The organism is Flavobacterium sp. WC2430, from assembly GCF_040822075.1.
Classification (GTDB): Bacteria; Bacteroidota; Bacteroidia; order Flavobacteriales; family Flavobacteriaceae; genus Flavobacterium.
Window position 1 is genome coordinate 3776565 of record NZ_CP162007.1, and the last position, 12572, is coordinate 3789136.

Annotated in this window: 11 protein-coding genes; 7 read left to right on the plus strand and 4 right to left on the minus strand. The window is 32.1% G+C overall.

Annotated elements, in window-relative coordinates:
• Positions 1 to 61: 61 nt before the first annotated feature.
• Together AB3G36_RS16435 and AB3G36_RS16440 are read left to right on the plus strand one after the other, a co-directional pair.
• Positions 62 to 259 (plus strand): hypothetical protein, encoded by a 198-nt coding sequence (locus AB3G36_RS16435; RefSeq protein ID WP_367754573.1) that lies wholly within the window; start codon positions 62 to 64, stop codon positions 257 to 259.
• Between the two features lie 1051 nt (positions 260 to 1310).
• Positions 1311 to 2435 carry an SDR family oxidoreductase gene (locus AB3G36_RS16440; protein ID WP_367754575.1) on the plus strand — a complete coding sequence of 375 codons (1125 nt, stop codon included), beginning with the start codon at positions 1311 to 1313 and terminating at the stop codon, positions 2433 to 2435.
• Positions 2436 to 2595: 160 nt separating this feature from the next.
• On the opposite strand, the gene AB3G36_RS16445 is transcribed toward AB3G36_RS16440, so the two are convergent.
• Positions 2596 to 6036 carry a methylmalonyl-CoA mutase family protein gene (locus AB3G36_RS16445; protein WP_367754577.1) on the minus strand — a complete coding sequence of 1147 codons (3441 nt, stop codon included), beginning with the start codon at positions 6034 to 6036 and terminating at the stop codon, positions 2596 to 2598.
• A 257-nt stretch (positions 6037 to 6293) separates the two neighbouring features.
• On the opposite strand from AB3G36_RS16445, the gene AB3G36_RS16450 reads away from it, so the two are divergent.
• Both AB3G36_RS16450 and purU read left to right on the plus strand, forming a co-directional pair.
• Positions 6294 to 7001 (plus strand): DUF4197 domain-containing protein, encoded by a 708-nt coding sequence (locus tag AB3G36_RS16450; RefSeq protein ID WP_367754579.1) that lies wholly within the window; start codon positions 6294 to 6296, stop codon positions 6999 to 7001.
• Between the two features lie 32 nt (positions 7002 to 7033).
• Positions 7034 to 7888 carry a formyltetrahydrofolate deformylase gene (gene purU, locus AB3G36_RS16455; protein ID WP_367754580.1) on the plus strand — a complete coding sequence of 285 codons (855 nt, stop codon included), beginning with the start codon at positions 7034 to 7036 and terminating at the stop codon, positions 7886 to 7888.
• 274 nt (positions 7889 to 8162) lie between these two features.
• Here purU and AB3G36_RS16460 read toward each other — a convergent pair whose 3' ends face one another.
• Positions 8163 to 8933 carry an alpha/beta fold hydrolase gene (locus AB3G36_RS16460; protein WP_367754582.1) on the minus strand — a complete coding sequence of 257 codons (771 nt, stop codon included), beginning with the start codon at positions 8931 to 8933 and terminating at the stop codon, positions 8163 to 8165.
• A gap of 146 nt (positions 8934 to 9079) precedes the next feature.
• On the opposite strand from AB3G36_RS16460, the gene AB3G36_RS16465 reads away from it, so the two are divergent.
• Positions 9080 to 9226: a hypothetical protein gene (locus AB3G36_RS16465; RefSeq protein ID WP_367754584.1), complete on the plus strand. Its 147-nt coding sequence runs from the start codon at positions 9080 to 9082 to the stop codon at positions 9224 to 9226.
• Here the strand turns inward: AB3G36_RS16465 and AB3G36_RS16470 are convergent.
• Together AB3G36_RS16470 and pyrF are read right to left on the minus strand one after the other, a co-directional pair.
• Entirely contained in the window at positions 9221 to 10021 is an 801-nt protein-coding gene (locus AB3G36_RS16470) for an ABC transporter substrate-binding protein (protein WP_367754585.1), read from the minus strand. The two genes, AB3G36_RS16465 and AB3G36_RS16470, sit on opposite strands and share 6 nt — an antisense overlap.
• A 278-nt stretch (positions 10022 to 10299) precedes the next feature.
• Complete coding sequence (gene pyrF / locus AB3G36_RS16475) at positions 10300 to 11127, minus strand: orotidine-5'-phosphate decarboxylase (protein ID WP_367754587.1); 828 nt, start codon at positions 11125 to 11127, stop codon at positions 10300 to 10302.
• Between the two features lie 423 nt (positions 11128 to 11550).
• On the opposite strand from pyrF, the gene AB3G36_RS16480 reads away from it, so the two are divergent.
• Positions 11551 to 12114 (plus strand): helix-turn-helix domain-containing protein, encoded by a 564-nt coding sequence (locus AB3G36_RS16480; protein ID WP_367754589.1) that lies wholly within the window; start codon positions 11551 to 11553, stop codon positions 12112 to 12114.
• Positions 12115 to 12125: 11 nt separating this feature from the next.
• Positions 12126 to 12572 (plus strand): response regulator, encoded by a 447-nt coding sequence (locus AB3G36_RS16485; protein WP_367754591.1) that lies wholly within the window; start codon positions 12126 to 12128, stop codon positions 12570 to 12572.

The following is a 12572-nucleotide window of genomic DNA, read 5'->3' on the forward strand; positions in this document are numbered from 1 at the left end:
AATTAATAAAAATTGAAAACTTAGTTTAAAAAATTGAAAATGAAGACTGATAAAAGCTTTTATGCTTGATATAGAAACTTGCAAAAAATTGATTATCAAAGTTTTATTTTCTTTAAAAGCACTTTTGGAAAAAATCGTAATACTGCTTTCTTTGTTGTTTAAAAGCAACTTTAAATTACAACCTATCCCGAATAATTTGTTAATCAAAGTTAAAGGATTAACTAAAAAAAGGGAAGAAAAGGCGGTAAAACAAGACTAAATTCTATTTTTAACGATGAGGAACATTGTTCGTTAAGAAAAGCATTACATCAATAAAATATTAATAAAAAACTACTGGTTAACTTGTTGTTTATCAATACATTATAAATAATATTACATAAATTTTGTTAAACATAAATTCGTGTTAAACTTCTAAAAAATAATCTAACATATTCTTATTCAATTGATTTTCACATTGATTTTTCCATAAAAAAATTAGAAAAATTTTTCATAATCTTAAATTAAAAAAAAGCAACACACTTTTTTAAATTTCCAAATGAGTGTTCAAAATTTTAACATAATTATTCATTTGAAAAGTGGAGGCAAACAAAAAACAATAAAAAAGACATTTTTACTAAAAAGAGAAATCACTTTACGAACATAAACACATCAATAAACATTCTTGTAAAAATTTGAATCTACAGCTACAAAATAAACTTCATAATACTTTGAAAATCAATAACATAATACAAAATCGTTTTTAATTGATTCTTTTTTAAATAAAAAAGAATTAGTCTAATAATATGTCTTTCCATTATTAACAAGTTTATTGTACTAATATCTTCATAAAAAGGATTCATTCAGTTCCCGTATTAATCTGCTTAATACAATTCCAAAAACAGTTTAAATAATTCCTTTTATTTATAGTTATGTTATCCAAATTTGTTTTTTAATAGTTCTAACTTTTCAAAAAAAACTTCCTCTTCTTATGAGGGTCCTTAATGCACTGTATTTATTTTTTGGCTTATTGATTAGTAAAATAAGTTCCTTCAAAAGCTTCAATTGTTGCAATTGTTTATTTTTTGCATAAAATACAACCAGTATTATTTAGTTGCAAAACAAATTATTCATTGTTTTGAATTTAAAAACACTCCTTTTTTTTAACATAACAAAAAATATGCTTAACTTTAAGTTCCCTTAGTCGTAAATAAAAAAAACACAACTAGCTGTAAAACAAATACTTAGTAGCTAAAATATTACTTTTTTATTTCTACAGTTTTTCCTCTTATTTTATTAATTGAATTTAGATTACAATTAAAAAAACACTTACGATGAAAATAATACTTACAGGTGCAACGGGAGTTTTGGGTTCACAAATCATGTATGAAATCCTTGAACTATTTATACGAGATTCAATTAATGGAAAACTTTTATTGATTTCTAGAAGCAAAGGAAAAAAGTCTGCATTAGACCGCATCAATAAATTACTTTCCAGTAGTTACACTCCAAAAATATTAAAAGACCAAGGGCTTGAAAAGCTAGATCAATACATCGAAATTATTGATACCGATTTAGATTCGGTACAAGAAAACTTTTCTAGTAAAATTGATGGTGCCTATTTCATCCATTCGGCTGGTTACGTTAATTTATCAACAGACGAAGAACACCGAGAAAAAATATTTGACGAAAACACTAAAATCACCAAAGTCATTTTAAACAATTTTCATCATTCCATAAAAAAATTCATTTATATAGGCACTGCTTTTTCCTCAGGAGAACGTACTGGAATTGTAGAAAATGATTTTCACAATCTTGATTTCATTCCCCAACATCGCAACGCATACGAAAATGCCAAGTTTTATTCGGAGAACTTTGTTGCAAAACGATGTAAAGACTTAGGATTGCCTTTTCAAATACTGCGTCCAAGTGTTATTTGTGGACGATTAATGGATGACGAAAACAAATATTTCGTTTCCAAATACATGGTTTTCTATCTCTTGGCTAAATTTTTCTATCTTGCTGCTCAAAGAACAACCGAACAGGAAAATGTACGTTTTATGATCAATGAAAAAACAGGTTTAAATATAATTCCTGTAGATTATGTAGCCAAAATAATTGTTTCCGTTTTCAGGAGAGATGACATTCAACAACTCAATATTGTAAGCCATAAAAGTTTAAATCTGGTCAAAGGATTAGAATTAATTATGGATGAAATGGGCTATAAAAATTATACTATAATAAGAAATGCTCCCCATTTTGAGTACCAAAATACCACCGAAAAATTATATTACGAAAGTATTGGTAAGCACCTCAAACCCTATTTAGTGACTAGTGCCAAACAATTTAACACTACCTTATTGAATTCTATTCTAGAAATTCCAGTACTCGATGATGAAACATTTACACAACTCATTCGATATGCAAAATTGCACAAATTCAAAGATGTAAATATCTAATTTCGTTTTCTAATAATTAATTTAAAAAGTAAAACAAAATAAAAAAGACCTTCCTCCCGAAGATTCGGAACTGAAAGGTCTTTCTAATTTTTAATCTGTTCCACAAAAAAGGCAGAACTGCGATTCATCTCTTTTATGGAATGCAAAAGTGATTCTCTGCTTACATATTTCTTCTATATTGTCCACCCACTTCAAATAAAGCGGCAGTTATTTGTCCTAATGTACACACTTTAGTTGCTTCCATTAAGTGGTCAAATAAGTTTTCATTTTCAATAGCAGCGTCTTGTATGCGGTCCAATTGTTCTTTTACTTGCTTTGCATTGGCTTTATGTAAGTTTTCCAATGTTTGAATCTGGAATCGCTTCTCTTCTTCTGTTGCACGAATCACTTCAGCAGGAATCACTGTTGGCGACCCTTTGGAACTTAAAAACGTATTTACTCCTATGATTGGGAATTCCCCAGTATGTTTCAACGTTTCATAATACAAACTTTCTTCTTGAATTTTAGAACGTTGGTACATGGTTTCCATAGCACCAAGAACTCCTCCTCTTTCTGTTATTCTATCAAATTCTTGCAGGACAGCTGCTTCAACAAGATCCGTTAATTCTTCAATGATGAACGAACCTTGAATTGGATTTTCATTTTTGGCTAGACCTAACTCTTTATTAATAATCAATTGGATTGCCATGGCACGACGTACTGATTCTTCTGTAGGTGTTGTAATCGCCTCATCATACGCATTAGTATGCAACGAGTTACAGTTATCATATATAGCATACAAAGCTTGTAATGTGGTACGGATATCATTGAAATCTATCTCTTGCGCATGTAAAGAACGCCCTGATGTTTGAATATGGTATTTCAACATTTGCGCTCTTTCGTTGGCTCCGTATTTAACTTTCATGGCTTTCGCCCAAATTTTACGTGCCACACGACCAATAACTGCATATTCAGGATCTACTCCGTTCGAAAAGAAGAACGATAAGTTAGGTCCAAAATCATTGATACTCATTCCACGGCTCAAATAGTATTCTACATACGTAAATCCATTTGAAAGTGTAAATGCCAATTGTGTTATTGGGTTTGCACCCGCCTCAGCAATATGGTATCCCGATATTGAAACCGAATAAAAATTACGAACATTGTTAGTAATAAAATATTCTTGAACGTCTCCCATTAAACGCAAAGCAAATTCGGTAGAGAAAATACAAGTATTTTGAGCTTGATCTTCTTTTAAAATATCAGCCTGAACCGTTCCACGAACTTGTGAAAGTGTTCTAACTTTAATTTCATTATATACGTCTAAAGGCAATACTTGATCTCCTGTTATTCCTAAAAGGAACAAACCTAAACCATTATTCCCTTCGGGTAAATCACCATTGTAAACAGGGCGATTAACTCCTTTTTCTTTATATATTTTGCTAATTTTAGCTTCTACTTCTTTTTCTAAATCATTAGCTTTGATGTACAACTCACATTGTTGATCAATAGCGGCATTCATAAAAAAACCAAGCAGCATAGGCGCTGGTCCATTGATTGTCATACTTACCGACGTCATTGCATGTACCAAATCGAAACCTGAATACAATTTTTTAGCATCATCTAAACAACAAATAGAAACTCCAGCATTACCAATTTTTCCGTAAATATCAGGACGCAAATGCGGATCATTACCGTACAAAGTCACACTGTCAAAAGCAGTTGATAAACGCTTAGCCGGTAAACCCGCACTTACATAATGAAAACGCTTGTTAGTTCTTTCCGGTCCACCTTCACCTGCAAACATACGTGATGGATCTTCTCCTTCTCTTTTAAAAGGATACAATCCGGAGGTAAAAGGGAATTCTCCTGGTACATTTTCTTGTAAACACCATCTCAATATATCTCCCCAAGCTTCGTACTTAGGCAAGGCAATTTTTGGAATTTGGGAGTGCGATAACGATTCGGAATGTGTTTTTATTTCAATAACCTTATCTCTAACTTTAAACGAGTAGATCGGGTTTTTATATTTGTTTACTTTTTCATCCCAAGTCAAGATTACTTCCCAATTGTAAGGATCTAAATCCATTTTTACTTTATCAAATTGATTCAGTAAAAGGTTAAGAAAGATATTATTTTCATCGTGCTCTTTGATTGCACTTGGATAAACCGAAGTATCGTCAAGTCCAGTTTTAGTAATCACTGGAACATTTCCAGAAACCGATTCTATAGTTTTGAAAATACCATACAATTTTTGAGCTACTTTTTGTTGGCTCAAAGCGGTTTCATCATATTTTCTGTTGCTTTCTGCAATTTCAGACAAATAACGGGTTCTGTGAGGTGGAATTACGAAGATCTTCTCACTCATTTCACGCGTTACTTCAAAGGTTGATTTCAAGTCGGAATCCGTTTTCTCTACAATTTTATCCATAATGGATTTGTAAAGCGTATTCATTCCCGGATCATTGAACTGTGAAGCAATAGTTCCAAAAACAGGCATATCGTCTGGATTTGCATCCCATAGATTATGATTGCGTTGGTATTGCTTTTTTACATCACGAAGGGCATCTAATGCGCCACGTTTATCAAATTTATTCAATGCTACTAAATCAGCAAAATCAAGCATGTCGATTTTTTCCAATTGTGTTGCAGCACCAAATTCTGGTGTCATTACGTATAACGAAACATCAGAATGGTCCATAATCTCGGTATCCGATTGACCAATCCCTGAAGTTTCCAAAATGATGATATCGTATTTTGCCGCTTTGATTACTTGAATCGCATCAGCTACATATTTTGATAAGGCAAGATTGGATTGACGTGTTGCTAGAGAACGCATGTACACTCTAGGACTATTAATCGCATTCATACGAATTCGATCTCCAAGAAGCGCTCCTCCTGTTTTACGTTTTGAAGGATCAACCGAAATTAAACCAATCGTTTTCTCTGGAAAATCGACTAGAAAACGACGAACTAATTCATCTACTAATGATGATTTTCCAGCTCCACCTGTACCAGTAATTCCTAGAACGGGTGTTTTGCAGTTTTTATTTATTTCATGAATGGCATCCAATGCTGGTTTCGCAATTTCAGGAAAATTCTCTGCCGCCGAAATTATTCTAGCAATAGCTGTTGGATTTTTGGAAGCCAATTTCACTACTTCATCCGTTAATTTGTCTCCAGTAGGAAAGTCTGATTGTTGAACCAAATCATTAATCATTCCTTGTAAACCCATAGAACGACCATCATCTGGCGCATAAATTCGGGTGATTCCGTAAGCTTGTAGTTCCGCAATTTCAGAAGGTAAAATTACTCCTCCTCCTCCACCGAAGATTTTAATATGTCCTGCTCCTTTTTCTTTTAGCAAATCATACATGTATTTAAAATACTCATTATGGCCTCCTTGATAGGAAGTCAAAGCAATTGCATTAGCATCTTCTTGAATAGCGGTATTCACCACTTCTTCAACACTACGATCATGCCCAAGATGAATTACCTCTACTCCTGTAGACTGAATAATTCTTCTCATGATATTTATAGCTGCATCATGACCATCAAATAATGAGGCGGCAGTGACAATTCTTACTTTATTCTTAGGAATATACGGTGTTTGTGGATTCATTTTGAGAATATGATAATTTTAAGGGTGCAATTTACAAAAATTTTTAATGATTGTTCTATGTTCCTTTGAGATGTTAATAAAAAAGCAATAATCTTCTAAATTAGCCCCGATGGAAGTGGCATCCCACGCTTTTGGGCGTGGATATAACGGACAGCGGGACAATTGTTCCTAAATATAACATAAAGTTTGTGCTTCTATAAAAAATTATGCTACTCTATTTGAATTAAATAGTATTTTTGGTCTAAATAAATAAAATTATGAAAAAATTAATAGCAATTATAGCCTTGTTTTCTCTTTCTAGTTGTGCTGAATTACAACAAATTGCCAATCAATACCCTACACTTGGAACTGCGGGAAATATTAATATTGCAGGTGGATTGCGAGAAGCTTTAAATAATGGAATTTCTAAACAAGTTACAAAGCTTACAGCGACTGACGGTTTTTTGAAAAATGAAGCTGTAAAAATTTTATTGCCACAAGAATTGCGAAAAGTAGATGCGGGTTTAAGAAGCATCGGTCTTAGTTCCCTTGCCGATGAAGGTTTAAAAGTACTGAATCGTGCGGCTGAAGATGCTGTGAAAGAAGCGACACCCATATTTGTAGATGCTGTCAAAAACATGACTTTTACGGATGCTAAAACTATTTTATTAGGTAATAATACTGCTGCGACTGCTTATTTACAAAGTAGTACTTCGACTGCATTGTATGGCAAATTTAATCCTGTAATCAAGAATTCATTTAGCAAAGTTGGAGCAGATAAAGTGTGGACCAATATCATCACTAAATACAACAGTATTCCACTGGTTAACAAAGTAAACCCTGACTTGACGGACTATGTTACGAATCAAGCGATGGATGGTGTTTTTAAAATGATTGCCGTTGAAGAATTAAACATAAGAACGAATATCACTGCAAGAACTTCTCCTTTATTACAATCTGTTTTTGCTATGCAAGACAAAAAATAATTAATACCTATTCTCAAAAATAATTATCCAAAATGCAAAAGATTACCTTACTCATTCATTGCAAAGACCAAAAAGGAATTATTGCCGCAGTAACTAATTTTATACTAAAAGTAGAAGGAAACATTACCTATATCGATCAACATGTTGATGTAGAACAAAATGTTTTTTTCATGCGTTTAGAGAGCCAATTGACCAATCCTGAAATTAGTTTAGCGGCTATAAAAGAAGATTTTGAAAAAACCATTGCCCATGATTTCAATATGGCTTGGGATTTTTATAATAAAGATTTAAAACCAAAAATGGCTTTGTTTGTTTCTAAATACAACCATTGTTTATATGATATTTTAGGTCGCTATAGTGCTGGAGAATTAAACGTTGAAATTCCTTTGATTATTAGCAATCACATGGACTTGAAGCCTATTGCGGATCAATTTAATATTCCGTTTTATCATGTTCCTTTTACAAAAGACAATAAAGAAGAAGGAGAGAAAAAACAGATTGAATTATTGAAAGAATTTGAAGTGAATTTTATTGTTTTGGCAAGATACATGCAAATCATCACGCCGAAACTGATTTCGCTTTACGAAAATAAAATCATCAACATTCACCATTCCTTTTTGCCCGCTTTTCCAGGTGCAAAACCGTACCATTCGGCATTTAAACGAGGCGTAAAGATTATTGGTGCAACAAGTCATTATGTTACTGAAGAACTAGACGAAGGACCAATTATTGAGCAAGATATCTCTCGCGTTTCTCATATCAATTCAGTAGATGACTTTATAATGAAAGGTCGAGATTTAGAACGAATTGTTTTGGCAAGAGCCATAAAACTACATGCCGAAAGAAAAGTAATGACCTACAGTAATAAAACAGTCATTTTTCTTTAAAATGATTTTTTTTTCATCATGAAAATAGCTCACTTAATGTGGGCTATTTTTATAGAAATACATTCCTAAGATAAAAAGAATTTAATAACGCATTGATATACAGCCATAAAGCGTAAAAACTAAAAATCTTAACTTATACACAACAAACTAATAACACAATATTAACAGCTTTACGCTTCCTTATATATGATCTTTGCAGAGTAATAAACTGGTTATTTATTATTTGGTTTTGGTTAGTTAAAGAATTGCCGGCATCTTAGGATGCCGGCATTTTTTATTTAGTTCTATTCATAAAAGAAAGAACCTCTTTATTGAAAACAAGAGGTTGCTCTACATTTACCACATGACCACAATTTTCTATTACTAATAATCTTGATGATTTATAATGATTTTCAACCACCTTGCGAACGGCTGGTAAAAACATATAGTCTTCCTCTCCCATAACATATAGCGTAGGAATATTCAACTCTACCTGACGAAACCATTTTAAAACAGGATTAATTTCGGCAGTGAGTTTAAACCATTTAATAAACTCTTTTTGGTATAATTTTTTGGCTTCATTTATAAAAAGTAATCGAGATTGTTTGTGGCTTTTTTTAGGCATAATCACAAAGGCGAAAAACCGATATAAAACCAAATAAGGTAAAACATACTTGAAAGCGTTCCCCAATTTCATTAAAATCTGCGAACGAAAATTCATTTTCAATATGGCGCCACCTAGAATCATACTTTTCACGCGTTCCGGATACATTTCAGCTAATTGCCTAATTAAAATAGTTCCCATTGAAATACCTATAAAATGGGATTTTTCAATTTTCAGATGATCCAGCACTTCCAAAATATCATTGGCCAAAGCCGAAAAAGTATATTTTTGCTTAAAAGCGGTTTTTAAAGTAGTTTTGGATGCTCCATGACCGCGCAAATCCAATAACAATACATTATAATGCTTTTGAAAATCTCTAATTTGCTTGAACCAAATAGAAGAACTTCCTCCTGCACCGTGCACAAAAGTCACCCATTGCTTTTCCTGATCACTATCAGCCAAGTGGGCACCTTTTATATTTTCATAAATTGTATAACAAATCACCGTTTTTTGGCAAAAATAGTACATTAATTCTAAATCTCAATCTTAACTAATTTTTAAGTATTTTATAAGAATCAAAAAAACTAAATTTGCAAAAAATTACGATTATGATTGGCTTACTGAAAGAGAAGAATGAAATTGAGAAACTCCAAGAAGAATATAAAAAATTAGCAGACACAAACTTTAAAGTAGACGCTAGTATTAAAACTAAAATCCCCAAAGAAGAATTAGTTCTTGAAGAATGTGAATCATAGTTTTTGATGTAACATTTTGAAATAATCAAAGGCTTTTAGCAAGCGGCTACCGTACCACGAAAACATTTCTCCATCTACCAAGACGGTTTGCGCTTTATCCGTATAGTTGCTTATTTCATATCCATCTTCTTTTTTAAACGGATAAGGTTCAGAAGACAGAAAAATAAAATCGGGATCACCATCTTGAACAATTTCTTCTATGGCAACTTCGGGATAACGTCCTTTAGTGTCATATATGTTCTTGAAGTGGTTGAGTTTTAATAATTCGTTTATAAAATTATCCGAACCCGCCACCATATAAGGATTTTTCCAAATAAAATAGGCCGCTTTCTTCACTGGAATGTCCTTTATGAAATTTTTAAAATCGCTCAAGGCAAAAGCCAATTTGTCGTTCCATTTTTGAGCCTCGGTTCTACAATTAAACAGCTGACCAAAATCAGATATCATTTGGAAATTATCTTCAATTGTAATGATATTTGTAACCCAAACAGGGCATATTTCGCTTAATCTTTCAACGATTTCTTGGGTATTCTCCTCTTTGTTGCAAATGATAATATCTGGTTCTAATAGACGGATTTTTTCATAATGCACTTTCTTGGTTCCTCCTACTTTTGTTTTGGTGGATTTAAAATGATATGGGTGTACACAAAACTTCGTTATCCCAATTATTTTAGCCTCTTGCCCTAAGTCATATAATAATTCAGTTTGCGAAGGCACCAGAGAAATAATTCGTTTTGGCGAAGTTTCAAAGGTGTGGGAAGTCCCGAGTTGATCGATGAAAGAAATTTGTTTCAAGTTTTTTTGTTTAAAGGTTTAACCACAAAGTTCTCAAAGGACACAAAGGATTTTTTTAAGTTGCTAAGTTACGCCGACTCAAAGTCACAAAGTTCGTAGGTTTTAACTTGAGGTTTGAATTTCATAATTCGATCAGCGAATTTTAAGTATTAAAAACGTTAAACTTTTTAAAACCATGTAGGTATGAAGAAAAATCAAGACCTCTCTTTATAGACAATCCAAAACCTGAAACCTGAAACTTTAAACAAATTACCCACAAACTGAGACAACTTGAAACTTTAAACCTGAAACTTTAAACTTACAATAGCCTCCATCTCCTGTTGCATTTTCAAGGCTTCTTCTCTTGCTTTGACGGCAAAATCAGTTCCGTTTGAGGCATAGATAATTGCTCTTGAAGAGTTGATCAATAACCCTATGTTGTCGTTCATTCCGTATTTGCATACTTCCGAAAGGCTTCCACCTTGTGCTCCTACTCCCGGAACTAGCAAGAAACTATCTGGAACAATTTTTCGAACCTCTGTAAAATATTCTGCTTTGGTAGCACCAACCACATACATTAAGTTTTCGCTGTTTTTCCAAGATTTAGAGGTTTCAAGTACTTGCTTGTACAATTCTTGTCCGTTCACAAGTAAAGTCTGAAAATCAAAAGCACCTTCATTAGAAGTCAGCGCCAACATGATAGTATGTTTGTTTTCGAAAGCTAAAAAAGGCTCTACCGAATCTTTCCCCATATACGGAGCAACAGTTACACTATCAAAGTTTAAATCTTCAAAAAAAGCTTTGGCATACATCGAAGACGTATTTCCTATATCTCCTCGTTTTGCATCGGCAATCGTAAAAATTTCAGGATAATTGGCATTGATATATTGGATTGTTTTTTGCAAAGCCAACCACCCTTTTATACCGTAAGCTTCAAAAAAAGCAATATTGGGTTTGTAGGCAACACATAAATCATGTGTTGCGTCAATAATAGCTTTGTTAAACTCAAAAATAGAATCTTCTAAATCTAAAAGATGTTTTGGAATTTTATTTAAATCGACGTCCAGACCTACTGCGAGGAATGATTTCTTGATTTTGATTTGTTCAATTAGTTCTTGTGTAGTCATTTTTCTTGTAGTTGTGCGACAAAATTACAAACATAGAGTTAATATCGGTTAGAATACTACGATAAAATTCCATTTAATTTACAAAATCAAAATCCGTAGTTCTCAGTTTAATGAAATCTTTACTACCCACCAAATTGACTATTTGTAAGTTCTTTTTTTAATACCATACAAAAGAAATGGAACTGTAAAAGCGTAAAACAACTGTTAAAAAAAACACAAAATACAAGAAACTGCTACTAGAGTCTATTTTAATAACAAAAAAAATCTCACAAATAATCCGTTAATAATCAACACACAACTATTATTTTATTGTTGAAAATTTCATAATTTCACGCCTAAAATTTAAAAAATGATAGTACGAATGGGTATTCAATAAATTTAGTATTAACATTTTTATATCTTTACTAATTAACAAAAATGCTTATGAAAGTACATTTGAAGTTTGACTATGCTCAGTTAACAAAAAAGATTGTCCAAGAAAAACTATCCGAATTAGGATATAAATACAATTATATTGGGTTTGGTGAATTCAATTTTTTAGAAAAAGTACCTACTGCAAAAATAAAAGAAATCACTTCTATTTTCGATGAGTATGGTATAGAAATAGTTGAAAATCAAAAAAGCATATTAGTTCAAAAAATTAAAGATACCATCGTTGAAATGGTTCACAATGACGAGCAATTAAATATAAAAAGCTCCGTATACATTGCTGATAAATTAAACATGAGTTACGCCTATTTGTCTAATCTATTTTCAGAAGTCACTTTTACTTCGATTGAAAACTTTATTATAATTCAAAAAATAGAATTAGCAAAACAATTAATGCTTAACACCTCATTGAACATAACTGAAATTTCCATTCAGTTGAACTATTCCAGTGTAGCGCATTTAAGCACACAATTCAAAAATATGACAGGCATGACTCCTTCCGTTTTTCAAAAGTTAATTAATAAACGAAAAGAACAATTAGATAAAAATAACAGCTAAAACAAGACTCTATGACTACTGATTACATAAATATTTGCCTTGCAGACGATGACGAAGACGACAGGTTGTTTTTTACAGACGCTTTTGACGAATTGAAAATAAATACAAAAGTGAGCACTTTTAAAGATGGTGTAGAGTTAATGAATTACTTAAACCATTTTGATGCTGTTTTACCTAACATTTTATTTTTAGACTTAAACATGCCAAAAAAAAATGGTCTCGAATGTTTATTGGAAATAAAAAAAAATAAAACCCTAAATGATATTGTCGTTGCCATCTATTCAACCTCATCATCAGAAGAACATATCGATGAGACTTTTATAAATGGTGCTAATATTTATATTAAAAAGCCAAGTGATTTTGATAGTTTAAAAAAAATACTTTCTGACGTGGTGACCATAAACTGGCAATACCATACCTCTGGTTTAAATAAAGATAATTTCTTAATGAGAATGTAA